This is a genomic window from Rhizobium glycinendophyticum, assembly GCF_006443685.1.
Classification (GTDB): Bacteria; Pseudomonadota; Alphaproteobacteria; order Rhizobiales; family Rhizobiaceae; genus Allorhizobium; species Allorhizobium glycinendophyticum.
In genome coordinates this window covers 1,324,284-1,339,339 of the sequence record NZ_VFYP01000001.1, presented here as the reverse complement: position 1 = coordinate 1,339,339, position 15,056 = coordinate 1,324,284, and the positions used below count along the sequence as shown (strand labels likewise).

The window sequence follows — 15,056 nt, the reverse complement described above, 5'->3', positions numbered from 1 at the left end:
TTCAACGCGCCCTCTAGCATGAATGGGCCAGCCTGCACCACCGGCGGTCAGGGAGTTCGATGATGGAAGTAGCAGAGGAACGCGGAAAGTTGGTAGGAGACGATCTCAGTCCCCACCCGCGATCCTTCTACCTGATCCTCGCCGCCTTCTTCATACTGGCCGCCCTTGCCAGGGTTCTGCGCACGGGAACGCTTGAGACCGACGAGATGCAACAAGTGTTGCATTACCTGTCGCTGGAATGGGGCTATGGCTCCCAGCCGCCGCTCTACGAGTGGCTGCAGGCCGCCGTCTTCAGCATCACTGGCCCCTCGGTCGCAGGACTTTCCGTTCTCAAATACGGACTCCTTTTCCTGAGCACCCTCCTGATTGCTGCAGCCGTCAGCCTTCCAACGGGTGACCGTTTGCCGGGGTTTCTGGGCGCCTTCAGCCTTTTCAGCATGCCGACATTTTTCCTGATGTCACAACGGGATCTCACGCATACGGTCGCCGCGATCGCCTGCGTCGCCCTGTTTTTCTGGTCACTGTTTACCGCGGTCAAAAACCCCACGGTTCCTCGATATATGATAGTCGGCGTGGCCATCGGCCTGGGCGCCATCTCGAAGTACAATTTTGTCGTGATCCCGGCAGCAGCTTTGCTCGTGCTCCTGGCGATGAACGCTTTTCGCAGTCGTGTCCTGGACTGGAGGATCGTGGCAACCGTGGCTGTTGCAGCAGCCATCGCCCTGCCCCATGCGCTCTGGCTTTTGCAGAACCTCGACTCGGCAAGCGCCCAGACGCTGAATGAGATGGAGATCAGGCAAGATGTAGGACGGTTCTGGGGATTTGTGGCGACCTCCGCCTCGTTTGCAACGGCCGTTCTGAAAGCGTCCTTGCCAATCTTTGGTTTCTTCTTTGTCCTCTTTGCCCGTGACGTCAGAACCATCGTCAGGGCAAGCAACCCGTCGACGCAATTGGTTGGCTGGACCTTCGTTGTCAGTCTTGTGCTCGTCTATCTGACGGTCGTTGCGATCGGGGCCACGGAAGTCCGTCAGAAGTGGCTCGCAATCTATTTCGTCGCACTGCCCTTGTACCTGACCCTGAAGATCGCAGCGGCCGGCATCGACGTGCGCCCCCGTCTTAAGGCGGCCGCGGTCATATCCGGCACGCTGTTCCTTGGCGTGTCGGCGATGCTGGTCGGCAAGGATCTGGTGGCTCCGGCACTCGGCTGGTCGGACAAGCCTGAGATGCCCTATGCCGGCTTTGCCGCCGCGCTGGAAAAAGAGGTGGGCGGTGCCCCGGCCGTTATCGTCACGCCTGAGCGCGCTCTTGCCGCCAATCTGCTGCTGCAATTCCCCGCTGCCGAGATCATTGCTCAAGAGAGCGGCCCGCTTGCGCCTCTCGCGGCTCCAGCCGTCTTCGTGGCCACATCGGACAAGGCATCGGCAAATCTCTCTGGCCTGCGCTCCGACGCGGCGACTGCTCCGCTCCAGGCCATCGAGATCCCGGATGGCCCGTCCACGGCAACCAGGCACGTGTTCTACTATTCCAGGCTTTGACATTGAACCATAGATCCAGCGCCCACGAGAGACGATGCCTCAACCGCATCGCTTGTGTTACAGACCAGACTTCAGAAGGAAGACGACGTTGACGAGCCCATCGCTATCTGAGCAAGCCGCCGAGCTGAACCAGCAGTGCCCAGAGCTGTCGCTCGTCGTGCCGGTCTTTAATGAAGAGGAAAGCGTCGGGCCGCTCATCGAGCGGATCTGCGAAGCGATGGTGCCATTTGTCGGTGCCTGGGAACTCGTCCTGGTCGATGACGGCAGTGCGGACCGGACGCTGCTGCATGCGCGCAAGTATATCAACCGCGAAGGTCTCGACTTGAAGATCGTTGCCCTGCAGCGGAATTTTGGCCAGACGGCTGCCATGCAGGCGGGGATAGATACAGCGCAGGGCCGGCTAATCGCGACGCTCGACGGCGACCTGCAGAACGATCCGAAGGACATTCCGGCCATGGTGGCAGCGCTTGAGGAGCGGGAACTCGATCTGCTCGTCGGCTGGCGCAAGAACCGTCAGGACGGATTGTTGCTGCGCAAGATACCCTCCTGGTGCGCCAACAAGCTGATCGGCCGGATCACCGGGGTCAGGCTGCACGACTATGGCTGCAGCCTGAAGATTTACCGCGCCTCCATCATCAAGCAGGTCAAGCTGATGGGCGAGATGCACCGCTTCATCCCCGCCTGGGTCGCCGGCGTCGTCCCGAGCTCGCGCATCGGCGAGATGGCCGTCACCCACCATGCGCGCCAGCACGGCACGTCGAAATACGGGATCTCGCGCACCTTCCGCGTCATCCTCGATCTGTTGTCGGTGATGTTCTTCATGCGCTACAAGGCGCGGCCCGGCCACTTCTTCGGCTCGCTCGGCCTCGGCACGGGATTCTTGAGCGCGCTCATCCTGTCCTGGCTCTTCATCCAGAAAGTCATCTTCGGCGAGGATATCGGCGGCCGCCCCCTGCTCATTCTCGGCTTCATGCTGTTCCTGTCATCGATCCAGCTGATCACCACAGGCATCCTCGCCGAAATGATCGCCCGCACCTATTACCGCGACGATGCGCAGCCGAACTACATCGTGCGCGAGGTTCTTGCCAAAGATGCATAAGGCACAACGGCTGATCGACAGGCTGGCGCGCCACCCCGCTGAGATCCTGTGGGTCTTTGCGGCCTATTATGTCGTTCAGTTCGCGGTGCGCCTGTGGCTGCCACATGGTCTGCGGATCGACGAAGCGCAGCAGGTGCTTCTTTCGCAATGGTTTGCGGCGGGCTACGACGCACAGCCGCCGCTCTACAATTGGCTCCAGCAGGCTGTGTTCGCCATTGTCGGCAATTATCTCGTGGGGCTTGCAGCGCTGAAATCGCTGATGCTTCTCGCCGTGATCTCAAGCTATTGGGTGCTGGCGCGCCTGCTCGTCCGGCAGCCGGCGCTCGCCACCGTTGCAACGCTTGGCTTGTTCTTCATTCCACAGATGTTCTGGCAGGCGCAGCGGGATCTGACCCACACCACGGCCACCATGCTGATGGTCAATTTGGTTGTGATCGCGGCCATCGTCACTTTGCGGTCGCCGACGATGCGCAACTATCTTTTGCTCGGCTGCGCCGCCGGGGTCGGCATGCTGACGAAATACAATTTCGTGCTCGTCCTACCCGCCTTGCTCTTCGCCTGCCTTCTGCAACCGGGCGGACTGCGGCGGCTGCTTGACCCTAAGATCCTGCTTTCGATCTTGGTCGCGGCCCTGATCGTTCTGCCGCATGTGCTCTGGTTCCTCGACAATATGGGGGTCGCGTCCTCTGTCACCGCGGCCAGAATGGCCGAGGATGCGAGCGACACCAACCGGCTTCACCAGATCCTGCTCGGCCTTGGCGAGCTCCTCCAGATGACCATCGTGCTCTGCGCCCCGGCCGCACTCGTCATCGGGCTTCCCTTCGGACGTCGTGCTTTTTCGGCATGGCGGGCGCAAAGCGGCGAAAGCCGCTTTGTCGGCGCCCTGCTTGCGGGCATTCTGCTGATCCTCGCGCTGATGATCCTCGTCTTCACCTTCACGACCTTCCGAGATCGATGGCTGCTTCCCCTCCTCCAACTGCTGCCGATCTACCTCGTGCTTAAGCTGGAAGCGCAGGGCATGGACGCCGAAGCGGGGCTGCGCCGCCTCCTGCCCGTCGCTCTGGTCACTATGATCCTGATCCCGATCGCAATGATGATCGCTGGCCATAAAGGGCGCCCCTCTCACTACCACCAGCCCTATGCCGCGTTCGAGGCGGCTTTCGCCGAGCGCGAGCGCATCTCGCCGTCGCTGATCGTCGCGCCCGACTGGCTGGCGGCCGGAAATCTGAAGATGCAGTGGCCGGATTCGGCCGTGATCACCCTGCAGTTTCCCAATCTCACGGCATCTTACGACTGGAGCCGCGAGAGGCCCATCGCGCTGATGTGGCGTGGAGAGGAAACGACTCTTCCCGCGCGTTTGCAGACATGGGCAAAAGACAATCTGCACAAAGGCACCATCCCGCCGGAGACGAAAACTGTCAGCCTGCCCTTTACGGGTCGCTCTCGGACACAAGCCCCGGACTTCCACTATGTGTTGATTTACCCGTGAGAAGAGCGGGGCGTGACCTTCACGCCTCAATAATCACTGCCTCGCAGCGTACGGGGAAATTGACGGAATTGGCGATAAAACACTTCTCGTGCGCATCGCCATGCAATTCCAGGGCAAGCTCCGGATAGGTGCCGGCCTTGATCGTCACGCGGGGCTTGAGCACAATCTCGGTGAATCGGCCGCCTCCATCGCTGTCCATCTGCATCGTCCCCTCGGCCTGATCCTCATAAGCGGTGACGATGACGCCGGAGACGGCACAGAAATGCAAATACCAGAGCTTGTGACAGGCAGAGACTGAGGCGAGCAGCATTTCCTCAGGGTTCCATCGTGCGGGGTCGCCGAGGAAATGCGGATCCGCAGAGCCCGCAATGTCCGGCTTGCCAGCGGCGGCGATGCGGTGGTCACGTCCATAGGCGCGGTAACCCGAGGTGCCGGAGCCACGGTCGCCCTCCCACGTGACGGTGAGCCGGTATTCGTGGCGATGCTCTGACATTGCAGTCTCCGAAAATATCTCTTGAGTCCTTGTCGCAATGATAGGCATCTGGCCGGTGATGTCCAAGCCGATCCTTCGCCAAGGAAAATCAAAAAGCCTCTTGCATCGATCGATTTAAGATATATCTTAGAGTCACTGAAACAGATTTGAGGAATTGAAGAATGAGACATCACAATTGCGAAGGCGGCCGTGGTCGCGGCTTCAGGGACATGATGGCCATGGCCATGCGCGGCGGTCCGTTCGGCGGCCCCATGGGTGGCGGCCCGCGCGGACGCGGCGAACGTCGCCGGATGTTCGACGGCGGCGAGTTGCGCCTCGTGCTGCTCAAATTGATCGGCGATCAGCCGCGCCATGGCTACGACCTGATCCGCGAGATCGAAACGCTTTCCGGCGGCGCCTATGCGCCCTCGCCCGGTGTCGTCTATCCGACCATGACGCTGCTCCTCGACATGGGCCTTGCGGAAGAACAGGCGAGCGAAGGCCCGCGCAAGCTGCTTGCCATCACCGAGGCAGGTCGCGCCCATCTGGATGAACGCGCCGACGAGGTCGCGGTTGCCATCGGCCGCCTCACGGCGCTGGCCCAGGTCAGCGAACGCACCGATGCCGGTCCTGTCCGGCGTGCGATGGGCAATCTGAAGCAGGCGCTGCATGACTGTCTGTCACGCGATGGCACGACACGAGAAACACAACTGGAGGTCGCCCGCATTCTCGACGAGGCGGTCGGCAAAATCGAAAGGCTTTAATGATGGCAAAAACGATTGCGGTCATCCCGACCGAAAGCGGCTGGAAATACCTGCAGCAGCTCTGCAAACATTGGGCGCATAAGCTTGAGGTGGAACTGACTGAGCAGAAGGGCGTGGTGAAATTCGCCGAAGCCACTACGGTGATGACGTCCAATGCCGGGGCTCTGACCGTCGAGATCGAAGCGGCCTCGGTCGACGTTCTGGAGCGGATGAAGGAAGTGGTGTCGAGCCATCTCGATCGCTTCGCCTTCAAGGAGGCACCGCTCCCCTTCGAGTGGACATCCGCCTGATCCTTCCTAGGTGATGGTGAACCGACAGACAGCAGACCGGCCTTGCCAAATGACGGCAGGGCCGGTCTAAGCTTGTCCGACAACAGGAGGAGTTTGACCATGACCACCACTCTCACGATCCCCGATCTCGCCGGCAAGGCCGTTCTCATCACCGGGGCCTCGAGCGGTATCGGCGAGGCGTTGGCACGGGCCTTTGCCGCCCAAGGTGCATTGGTCGGGCTTCACTACAATTCCAACAGCGAAGCAGCCCACGCGATCGCCCGGGACATCGAGGCGGCCGGCGGCAGCGTCGTGCTGGTGAAGGCGGATGCCGCCTCATCGGAAGCCATGGCAGATGCGGTCGCCCATGTTGCCAAGACCTTCGGCCGACTGGACGGGGTAATCAACAATGCCGGCAGCATGATCGCCCGCGTGCTCTACGAGGACATGACGGACGCCCAATATGACAAGGTGATGGACGTCAATGCCCGCTCGGTTCTGTCGACGACCCAGGCAGCAATCGCCCACCTCAAGATCCGGGGCGGCTTCGTCATCAACACCACCTCGGTCGCGGCCCGCACCGGCGGCACGGCAGGTTCAGGCGTCTACGGCTCGTCGAAAGCCTTCGTTGGCGCGGTCACCAAGGGTATGGCGCTGGAATTCGGCAAATACAATATTCGCGTGAACGCGGTGGCACCCGGCGTGATCACCACGCCATTCCAGGACAAATACGCCCTGCCAGGCCAGCTCGACCAGGTCGCCGGCAGCGTGCCCTTGAAGCGCACAGGCACGCCGCAAGACTGTGTCGGCGCCTATCTCTTTCTCGCGTCGGAAAGCTTGGCGGGCTACATCACGGGGCAGACGATCGACGTGAATGGCGGGCAGTTCATGCCGTGAGGGAAAAGGCGCCGGCCCGCCGGCGCCCTCTGTGCTTCCAATCCGCCTCAGCCCTCGCCGCGATTGTCCTTCAGCCAGTCCAGACCGTTGCGCAGCGTATCGACCGCCTGGTCGATTTCGGCGCGCGAGATGATCAGCGGCGGCGAAAAGAGCATGCGGTCGCCGGTGGCGCGCAGGACGACGCCGGCATCGACGCATTGGTTGCGGACGGCAGTGCCGGTATCGTCAGGCTTCTTGAAGCGGCGGCGGGTGGCCTTGTCGGCGGTGATCTGAACGGCGCCCATCAGACCGACGCTCACGGCTTCGCCGACCAGTTCGTGGTAGGTGAGCGAGGCGAGCGCCTGGGCGAGATAGGGGCCGGTGTCGTCGCGGACGCGCTCGACCAGACCTTCTTCCTCGATGATGCGGATGTTCTCAAGCGCTGCGGCGGCTGCGACAGGGTGACCGGAATAGGTGTAGCCGTGGTAGAAATCGCCGAGCTCGTTGACCATGACTTCCGCCACGCGGTCAGACACCAGCACGCCGCCGATCGGCAGGTAGCCGGACGAGAGACCCTTGGCGATCGGTGCTAGGTCCGGCTCGAAATCATAATGCTGGTGGCCGAACCACGAACCCAGGCGGCCGAAACCGGAGATCACTTCGTCGGCGACGAGCAGGATCTGGTATTTGGCGCAGATGCGCTTGATTTCCGGCCAGTAGGTCGAAGGCGGCACGATGACGCCGCCTGCCCCCTGAATCGGCTCTGCAACGAAAGCCGCGACATTCTCTTCGCCGAGTTCGAGGATCTTCTCTTCAAGCTCGCGGGCGACCTTCAGGCCGAAATCCTCGGGCGAGAGATCGCCCCCCTCGGCATACCAATAGGGCTGATTGATGTGATGGATGCCTTCGATTGGCAGGTTGCCCTGCTCGTGCATCCATTTCATGCCGCCAAGCGAGGCGCCGGCAACGGTCGAGCCGTGATAGGCATTCTTGCGGGCGATCACCTGCGTCTTCGTCTCGTGGCCGAGCGCCTTCCAGTAGACGCGGGCCATACGGAACCAGGTATCAGAGGCTTCGGAGCCGGAGTTCGAGAAGAAGACGCGGTTGATCTTCGGACCGGTCTTTTCGGCGATCTTCTGGGCAAGCAGCGTGGTCGGCGGGGTCGTGGTGCCGAAGAAGGTGTTGTAGTAGGGCAATTCCAGCATCTGCGCATGAACGACATCGGCGATTGACTTGCGGCCATAGCCGACATTGACGCACCAGAGGCCGGCAAAGGCGTCGAGGTACTGCTTGCCGGTCGCGTCCCAGATATGCACGCCTTCCGCCCGGGTGATGATCTTGGTGCCGGCCGCGTTCAGCTTCTTCATGTCCGAGAAGGGATGAAGATGGTGGGCAGCGTCGATGGCACCGAGGTTGGAGACAGCGGAGAGCGGCTTGTTCATGGGTCGGATCCTTGGTCGGGGCGATAGCGCTCGGCGTGACGGCCAAACATGGTCGGTGTGCCCAGCTTACCCCGCATTGAAAGGCGGAACATTATCGGCTACGACCATGACGTTCCAAAATGCGTTTGGCAAGGCACCGATTGCCGCGTTCCTCCGGCCAAATCCGCCCTTAAAAGCCAGCGAGAGTTTTCATGACAGCATCAACCGAGGCCGCCGATCTCACCGCAGCCGACCCTTCCGCACGCATCGAGGTGCTGCTTGTCGGCATGAATGGCGACCTCAGAGGCAAGATGATCCCGCTGAAGGCGGAGGACAAGGTCTGGAAGAACACGGTGCGCCTCCCGGCCTCGACGCAGTCGCTCGACATCTGGGGTGACGACAATGACGACATCACCAAGATCTCGCTGACGCTGGGTGATCCGGACGGTATCTGCACTCCGGACAAGAACTCGCTCACCACCCTGCCCTGGGGACCTGCTGGTTCCAAGCAAGTGCTTGCCACCATGCATACGCTTGATGGAGAGCCCCATTACGTCTGCCCGCGCGCCATCCTCGCAAACGTACTGAAGCGCTTTGAGGAAAAGGGGCTGACTCCGGTCGTTGCCACCGAGCTCGAATTCTACGTGATGGAGCCGGATTTCCGTGAGACCGGTGTGCCGATGCCGCCGAAGGCGCTTGTCATGAATGGCGAGGTGGAGGGTTACCAACTCTATGACATGCGGGCGACCGCTGCGATGGAAGACTTCCTCGAGACCGTGCGCGAATACTGCGATCACATGGGCTTGCCGGCCGATGCGACGACGGCAGAATTTGGCCCTGGCCAGTTCGAAGTGAATCTCTTGCACAAGCCGAACGCCATTTCGGCCGCCGATGACTGCATCTACCTGAAGCGCGTCGTCGATTTCGCCGCCCGGCGCCACGGTTTCAAGGCGACCTGCATGGCCAAACCCTATGGCGATCACGCCGGTTCGGGCCTGCACGTGCACGCCTCGATCATCGACAGGCAAGGCAAGAACATCCTGGATGCCAAGGGAGGCGATCCGGTGAAGCTGAAGTCCATCACTGCCGGCATGCTGAAGAGCATGCAGGATGCGCAGCTGATCTTCGCACCCTTTGCAAATTCCTATCGCCGCTTCCAGCCAGGTTCGTTCGCACCCGACAAGATCGACTGGGGCTTCGGCAATCGCGGCACGGCGATCCGTATCCCGGACAAGGATGGCCCGGCCGCCCGCATCGAACACCGTGTGGCCGGCGCGGACGCCAATCCGCATCTTTTGCTCGCCGCCATCCTCGGCGGCATCCTGCTCGGGCTCGACGAAGACCTCGATCCCGGCCCGGTCACGACGCCGGATAGTGCGCCTGAAAACCCTGAGATGCTGACTTACGACTTCCTGACCGCCGTCGAGCGTTTTCGGTCATCCGCCTTCATCAGGCAAATCTTCGGCGCCGAATACCAACGCATATATGGCGACACCAAGCGCAAGGAGGCGATGGCCTATCTGCGCACCGTCTCAAGCTTCGACTACCAGACCTATCTGCCGCGGATCTGACGACGCGACGCGGAGCCATGACGGGCGGTGCCTCGGCGCCCGCCCGTCGCATTTAGACGAGCCGATGGCGCGCTAATATTATTTCGTCACACAAGCGTCACACGAAATCTTCGAACCAAGTCACAGGCTTGATGGGCGAAACCTAATCAAAATTGGGGTACCGCCTCACAAATCGACTTGCCACCGTCTGACGAATGCTCTTCTCTGCCCTTTCCGTAAACGTAAAGGGGAAGAAAAAAATGACAATCCAGACCCGCCGACTCCTTGGCACAGCCCTGCTGCTCGGATCGCTGCTGACCGGCGCAAGCCAGGCGCTCGCCGAAGCCGTCCTGCATCGCGGCAATGCTGGCGAGCCGCAGACGCTTGATTACGCCCATATCTCGATCGACATCGAAGGCTTCGTCGTCCGCGACATGTTCGAAGGCCTGACCATCTTCAACGCCAAGGGTGAAGTGGTTCCGGGGTCTGCCGAAAGCTGGACGATTTCCGATGACAACCTGACCTACACGTTCAAGATCCGCGACAACGCCAACTGGTCAGACGGAACACCGGTGACAGCCGAAGACTTCGTCTTCTCGATGCGTCGCCTGGAAGATCCGAAGACAGCTGCCGAATACGCCGGCATTCTCTATCCGGTGAAGAACGCCGAAAAGGTGAACAAGGGCGAACTCCCGGTCGACCAGCTCGGCATCAAGGCCGTCGACGCCAAGACCGTGGAGATCACGCTCGAGCGTCCAACCCCCTTCTTCCTGCAGCTTCTCGCGCACTACACCGCGTTGCCGATCAGCAAGGCAAACTTCGAAAAGTTCGGCGACCAGTTCGTCAAGCCGGGCAACATGGTGTCCAACGGCGCCTTCAAGCTTGAAGCACACGTGCCGAACGATACGCTCACCGTCGTGAAGAACGACAAGTACTGGGATGCCGCCAACGTCAAGCTCGACAAGGTCATCTTCTATCCGATCGATGACGATGCCGCATCCGTGCGTCGCTTCGAGGCCAAGGAAATGGACCTCGTCTACAACTTCTCCGCAGACCAGATCAAACGCCTGCGCGAAACCTATAACGACCAGGTCCACGTAACCCCGTCGCTCGCCACCTACTATTACGTCTTCGACAACCGCGAGCCGCCTTACAACGACGTCAACGTCCGCCGCGCGCTCTCCATGGCCGTCGACCGCGACTTCCTCGCCCAGGAAATCTATGCCGGCGCCCAGCTTCCGGCCTACAACCTCGTGCCCCCGGGCATGCCGGGCTATGGCGACGGTCCGGTTCCGGACTTCGCCTCGATGTCGCAGATCGACCGCGAAGACAAGGCCGTCGAGCTGATGAAGGCCGCCGGCTACGGTGAAGGCGGCAAGCCGCTCAACATCGAGATCCGCTACAACACCAATGCCAACCACGAGCGCGTCGCAACCGCCGTCGCCGACATGTGGAAGAACACCTTCGGCGCCAAGGTGTCGCTGGTGAACCTCGACGTCGCCTCGCACTACGCCTACCTGCAGGAAGGCGGCAAGTTCAACGTGGCCCGCGCCGCATGGTCGGCCGACTACGGCGATCCGGAAAACTTCCTGGCGCTGAACGTCAGCACGAATACCACGTTCAACTACGGCAAGTACAAGAGCGAAGAATACGACTCGCTGATGAAGCAGTCTTATGAGGAGCAGGATCCGGCCAAGCGCATGGAAATCCTGAAGAAGGCTGAAGAGGTCCTGAACACCGACCAGCCGATCGCCCCCTTCATGAACTCCGCCAACCTGTGGCTGGTCTCCTCGCGCGTCTCCGGCTGGGAAGACAATGCGGTGAACGAGCACCTGTCCAAGTTCCTCAGCGTTTCCGAATAACGAACAAAAGGGATCGGCGCGCGGCAGCATGATGGCTGTCGCGCGTCGGCTTTTATCACCATGATCTCATTCGTCCTGCGCCGGCTCATGAGCGCCGTGCCCACCGTGTTCGTCGTCGTGACGATCTCGTTCTTCCTGATGCGCTTCGCGCCTGGTGGTCCGTTCAGTCTCGAACGTCCGCTCCCGCCGCAGACCATGGCCAATGTCATGGAAACGTACAAGCTCAACGACCCGCTCTGGAGCCAGTACCTGCATTATCTCGGCAATGCATTTAAGGGCGATTTCGGCCCGAGCTTCATCTACAAGGACAACACGGTCGCCGAACTCATCGGCAAGGCCCTGCCCTATTCCGTCGAGCTCGGCCTCTATGCGATCCTGATCGCGCTCATCGGTGGCGTCATTCTCGGCACGATCGCAGCGCTTCGCCAGAACAGTGCACTGGACTTCGGCCTGATGGCCTTCGCGACCATCGGCGTCACCGTGCCGAACTTCGTCGTCGGCCCGGTGCTCACCCTCATTTTCGCCGTCATGCTCTCCTGGCTGCCGGCCGGGGGCTGGGGCAGTGGCGGCTTCCAGAACCTGATCCTGCCGATGACGGCACTGGCCCTGCCGCAGCTTGCGGTCTTTGCGCGCCTGACGCGCGGCTCGATGATCGAAGCACTGAACGGCGATCATATCCGCACGGCACGCGCCTATGGCCTGCCGCCGCGCGTCGTGGTCATCACGCACGCCCTGCGCGGCGCCATGCTGCCGGTCGTTTCCTATCTCGCGCCCTGCGCTGCAGCCCTGCTCACCGGCTCGGCCGTCGTCGAAAGCATCTTCACCATTCCCGGTGTCGGCCGTTATTTCGTGCTCGGCGCGCTCAACCGCGATTATCCCCTCGTCATGGGCACCGTCATTCTCGTCGCGGTGTTCGTGATCTTCTTCAACCTGCTGGTCGACATCGCCTACGGCCTGCTTGATCCGAGGGTCCGCAATGACTGATACAACCGTCACCCAGGGCTTGGCCCCCGCCGAAATCGCCGGTCGCAGCCTGACCCAGCTCGCCATGCTGCGCTTCAAGCGCAACAAAGCCGCCATGGGCGGCTGCGTCATGCTGGTTCTGATCGTCCTCTTCTCCTTCGCCGGGCCGTTCTTCGTGCCGCATACCTACGACCAGGTCTTCGCGTCCTATGTTACCGTGCCTCCGAGCCTCGAGCCGCGTCCCGATCCGGAATCGCTGCAGGAAGTCGCCGAAGGCATCGCCAAGCGCGCCCGTGTCGAGCTCAAGAGCCTGGAGGTTGCGGACGGCACCTTCACCGCTGTGCTGACCGCCGCAAAGCCGATCGATCCGCGCACGATCCGCTATTTCGACCGCACCAACGAGTTCAAGGAAACCACCATCCAGGAGACCAGCGCCGACGGGTTATCGGTGACCGTCACCGGCAAGGTCGATCAGGTCACCTTCCCGTTCGGCACCGATACCAATGGCCGTGACCTGCTCGTCCGCGTCATGCTCGGCGGGCAGATCTCGATTGCCGTGGGTTTGGCCGCCAGTCTCGTCTCGCTTGGCATCGGCGTCATTTATGGCGCGACCTCGGGCTATCTCGGCGGCCGCATCGACAATGTCATGATGCGTTTCGTCGAGATCCTCTATTCGCTGCCCTTCGTCTTCCTCGTCGTCGTGCTGGTCGTCTTCTTCGGGCGGTCGGTGGTGCTGATCTTCGTCGTGATCGGGGCGGTGCAATGGCTGGAAATGGCCCGCATCGTACGCGGCCAGACGCTGTCTCTGAAGCGCCGCGAATTCGTTGGGGCGGCGGAAGCGCTTGGCCTCACCGACTGGCAGATCATTCGCCGGCACATCATCCCGAACACGATCGGCCCCGTCATCGTCTTCGTCACCGTCGTCGTGCCGCAGGTCATCCTGACGGAAAGCTTCCTGTCCTTCCTCGGCCTCGGCGTCCAGGCGCCGCTTGCGAGCTGGGGCACGCTGATCTCGGAGGGCACGAAGAACATGCAAAGCGCACCATGGCTGCTGATCTTCCCGGCGATCTTCTTCGTCGCGACGCTGTTTGCCCTCAACTTCGTCGGCGACGGCTTGCGCGATGCGCTCGACCCGAAGGATCGCTGACATGGACACACATGACATGACACCGGTTCTCACCGTCAACGACCTCAAGGTCACCTTCCAAACGCCCGACGGCACCGTCGAAGCGGTCAAGGGCATCAGCTTCGACGTGAAGAAGGGCGAGACACTCGCCATCGTCGGCGAGAGCGGCTCGGGTAAGAGCCAGACGATGATGGGCATCATGGGCCTGCTCGCCAAGAACGGCAGCGTCACCGGCGAGGCCCTCTATGGCGGGACCAACCTCGTCGGCCAGCCGCTCTCGACGCTCAACACGGTCCGCGGCTCGAAGATCACCATGATCTTTCAGGAGCCGATGACCTCGCTCGATCCGCTCTACCGGATCGGCCGCCAGATCGCCGAGCCGCTGATCCATCATCGCGGCCTGAGCAAGAAGGCGGCCCGCGCCCGCGTTCTGGAGCTGTTGAAACTCGTCGGCATTCCGGACCCGGAACGCCGCATCGACAGCTACCCGCATGAAATGTCCGGCGGCCAGCGCCAGCGCGTGATGATCGCCATGGCCTTGGCGAACGAGCCCGACGTGCTGATCGCCGACGAGCCGACGACGGCGCTCGACGTCACCATCCAGGCGCAGATCCTGACCCTGCTCGCCGATCTGCAGAAGCGCTTCGGCATGGCGATCGTGCTGATCACCCATGACCTCGGCGTGGTCAAACACGTTGCCGACCGGGTCGCGGTCATGCGCAAGGGTGAGATCGTCGAACAGGGGACGCGCGACGAGATCTTCGGCAATGCGCAGCACGACTACACCAAGATGCTGCTGGCCGCCGAGCCGACCGGCACGAAGGCGCCGCCGCCTGAAAATGCGCCCATGGTGCTGGAAGGCCGCAACGTCATCGTCGATTTCGACATCGGCGGTGGCGGGCTGTTCGGCAAGGCACGCACCTTCCGTGCCGTCGATCAGGTCAGCATTCGCCTTCGCCAGGGCCAGACCATCGGCATCGTCGGGGAATCCGGTTCGGGCAAGTCGACGCTCGGTCGCGCTCTGCTCAAGCTTCTGCAGGCCGATGGAGCCTTCCGTTTCGGCACGAACGACATCTCGGGCCTCGACAGGGCCGGCATGCGGCCCTTCCGCAAGCAGATGCAGCTCGTCTTCCAGGATCCCTATGGTTCGCTCTCGCCGCGCCAGACGGTGGGCGAGATCATCACCGAAGGGCTCTACGTCCATGAGCCGCAACTCTCCCGCGCCGAACGCGACCAGCGGGCGATCGCGGCCCTCAAGGAAGTCGGCCTCGATCCGACGGCGCGCAACCGCTATCCGCACGAGTTCTCCGGCGGCCAGCGGCAGCGCATCGCGATCGCCCGCTCGATCATCCTGAAGCCCAAGGTGGTCATCCTCGACGAGCCGACCTCGGCCCTCGACCGCTCGGTGCAGCGTCAGGTGATCGAATTGCTGCGCGACCTGCAGGACCGCTACGGCCTGTCCTATGTCTTCATCAGCCACGACCTCTCGGTCATCCGGGCGATGTCCGATCATGTGGTGGTGATGAAGAACGGCAAGATCGTCGAGCAGGGCGATACCGAGGCGATCTTCGACCATCCGGCGGAAGACTATACCAAGGCGCTGATCGCCGCCGCCTTCACCCACTGAGGC

Annotated in this window: 13 protein-coding genes; 11 read left to right on the top strand and 2 right to left on the bottom strand. The window is 61.8% G+C overall.

The features are described 5' to 3' along the window. Positions 1-59 precede the first annotated feature (59 nt). The 3 genes from FJQ55_RS06500 (at position 60) to FJQ55_RS06490 (ending at position 4,123) form a co-directional block, all read left to right on the top strand. A complete protein-coding gene (locus FJQ55_RS06500) occupies positions 60-1,535 on the top strand; it encodes an ArnT family glycosyltransferase (protein WP_140826839.1) in 1,476 nt (491 codons plus the stop codon). 88 nt (positions 1,536-1,623) lie between these two features. Then, complete coding sequence (locus FJQ55_RS06495) at positions 1,624-2,634, top strand: glycosyltransferase family 2 protein (RefSeq protein ID WP_246085040.1); 1,011 nt, start codon at positions 1,624-1,626, stop codon at positions 2,632-2,634. Further along, entirely contained in the window at positions 2,627-4,123 is a 1,497-nt protein-coding gene (locus FJQ55_RS06490; protein ID WP_161596959.1) for a glycosyltransferase family 39 protein, read from the top strand. The genes FJQ55_RS06495 and FJQ55_RS06490 overlap by 8 nt, the downstream gene beginning before the upstream one ends. A 19-nt stretch (positions 4,124-4,142) precedes the next feature. Here the strand turns inward: FJQ55_RS06490 and FJQ55_RS06485 are convergent, their stop codons facing one another. Continuing rightward, on the bottom strand, positions 4,143-4,616 hold the full coding sequence (locus FJQ55_RS06485) for an OsmC family protein (RefSeq protein WP_140826836.1): 474 nt from the start codon (positions 4,614-4,616) through the stop codon (positions 4,143-4,145). Between the two features lie 161 nt (positions 4,617-4,777). Between FJQ55_RS06485 and FJQ55_RS06480 the strand changes: the two genes are divergently transcribed. The 3 genes from FJQ55_RS06480 to FJQ55_RS06470 all read left to right on the top strand — a co-directional run bounded on the left by FJQ55_RS06480 (position 4,778) and on the right by FJQ55_RS06470 (position 6,525). After that, positions 4,778-5,359, top strand: coding sequence for a PadR family transcriptional regulator (locus FJQ55_RS06480; RefSeq protein WP_140826835.1), 582 nt, complete (start codon positions 4,778-4,780; stop codon positions 5,357-5,359). A gap of 2 nt (positions 5,360-5,361) precedes the next feature. Beyond that, positions 5,362-5,649 carry a DUF2218 domain-containing protein gene (locus tag FJQ55_RS06475; protein ID WP_140826834.1) on the top strand — a complete coding sequence of 96 codons (288 nt, stop codon included), beginning with the start codon at positions 5,362-5,364 and terminating at the stop codon, positions 5,647-5,649. Positions 5,650-5,748: 99 nt separating this feature from the next. After that, positions 5,749-6,525 (top strand): SDR family NAD(P)-dependent oxidoreductase, encoded by a 777-nt coding sequence (locus FJQ55_RS06470; RefSeq protein ID WP_140826833.1) that lies wholly within the window; start codon positions 5,749-5,751, stop codon positions 6,523-6,525. 47 nt (positions 6,526-6,572) lie between these two features. Here the strand turns inward: FJQ55_RS06470 and FJQ55_RS06465 are convergent, their stop codons facing one another. After that, positions 6,573-7,946: an aspartate aminotransferase family protein gene (locus tag FJQ55_RS06465; RefSeq protein ID WP_140826832.1), complete on the bottom strand. Its 1,374-nt coding sequence runs from the start codon at positions 7,944-7,946 to the stop codon at positions 6,573-6,575. Positions 7,947-8,137: 191 nt separating this feature from the next. Here FJQ55_RS06465 and FJQ55_RS06460 point away from each other — a divergent pair, with 191 nt between their 5' ends. The 5 genes from FJQ55_RS06460 (at position 8,138) to FJQ55_RS06440 (ending at position 15,053) form a co-directional block, all read left to right on the top strand. Then, entirely contained in the window at positions 8,138-9,496 is a 1,359-nt protein-coding gene (locus tag FJQ55_RS06460) for a glutamine synthetase family protein (protein WP_140826831.1), read from the top strand. A gap of 239 nt (positions 9,497-9,735) precedes the next feature. Continuing rightward, a complete protein-coding gene (locus FJQ55_RS06455) occupies positions 9,736-11,337 on the top strand; it encodes a peptide ABC transporter substrate-binding protein (RefSeq protein WP_140826830.1) in 1,602 nt (533 codons plus the stop codon). Between the two features lie 60 nt (positions 11,338-11,397). Continuing rightward, positions 11,398-12,321 carry an oligopeptide ABC transporter permease OppB gene (gene oppB / locus FJQ55_RS06450; RefSeq protein ID WP_140826829.1) on the top strand — a complete coding sequence of 308 codons (924 nt, stop codon included), beginning with the start codon at positions 11,398-11,400 and terminating at the stop codon, positions 12,319-12,321. Beyond that, positions 12,314-13,447, top strand: coding sequence for an ABC transporter permease (locus FJQ55_RS06445; protein ID WP_140826828.1), 1,134 nt, complete (start codon positions 12,314-12,316; stop codon positions 13,445-13,447). Before oppB ends, FJQ55_RS06445 begins: the two co-directional genes overlap by 8 nt. Then, on the top strand, positions 13,422-15,053 hold the full coding sequence (locus FJQ55_RS06440; protein ID WP_167507690.1) for an ABC transporter ATP-binding protein: 1,632 nt from the start codon (positions 13,422-13,424) through the stop codon (positions 15,051-15,053). Before FJQ55_RS06445 ends, FJQ55_RS06440 begins: the two co-directional genes overlap by 26 nt. The last annotated feature ends 3 nt before the right edge of the window (positions 15,054-15,056 follow it).

Coding starts and splice junctions, on each gene's coding strand:
- FJQ55_RS06500 (WP_140826839.1), top strand. CDS start 60: ATGATGGAAGTAGCAGAGGAACGCGGAAAGTTGGTAGGAGACGATCTC.
- FJQ55_RS06490 (WP_161596959.1), top strand. CDS start 2,627: ATGCATAAGGCACAACGGCTGATCGACAGGCTGGCGCGCCACCCCGCT.
- FJQ55_RS06485 (WP_140826836.1), bottom strand. CDS start 4,616: ATGTCAGAGCATCGCCACGAATACCGGCTCACCGTCACGTGGGAGGGC.
- FJQ55_RS06480 (WP_140826835.1), top strand. CDS start 4,778: ATGAGACATCACAATTGCGAAGGCGGCCGTGGTCGCGGCTTCAGGGAC.
- FJQ55_RS06475 (WP_140826834.1), top strand. CDS start 5,362: ATGGCAAAAACGATTGCGGTCATCCCGACCGAAAGCGGCTGGAAATAC.
- FJQ55_RS06470 (WP_140826833.1), top strand. CDS start 5,749: ATGACCACCACTCTCACGATCCCCGATCTCGCCGGCAAGGCCGTTCTC.
- FJQ55_RS06465 (WP_140826832.1), bottom strand. CDS start 7,946: ATGAACAAGCCGCTCTCCGCTGTCTCCAACCTCGGTGCCATCGACGCT.
- FJQ55_RS06460 (WP_140826831.1), top strand. CDS start 8,138: ATGACAGCATCAACCGAGGCCGCCGATCTCACCGCAGCCGACCCTTCC.
- FJQ55_RS06455 (WP_140826830.1), top strand. CDS start 9,736: ATGACAATCCAGACCCGCCGACTCCTTGGCACAGCCCTGCTGCTCGGA.
- oppB (WP_140826829.1), top strand. CDS start 11,398: ATGATCTCATTCGTCCTGCGCCGGCTCATGAGCGCCGTGCCCACCGTG.
- FJQ55_RS06445 (WP_140826828.1), top strand. CDS start 12,314: ATGACTGATACAACCGTCACCCAGGGCTTGGCCCCCGCCGAAATCGCC.
- FJQ55_RS06440 (WP_167507690.1), top strand. CDS start 13,422: ATGCGCTCGACCCGAAGGATCGCTGACATGGACACACATGACATGACA.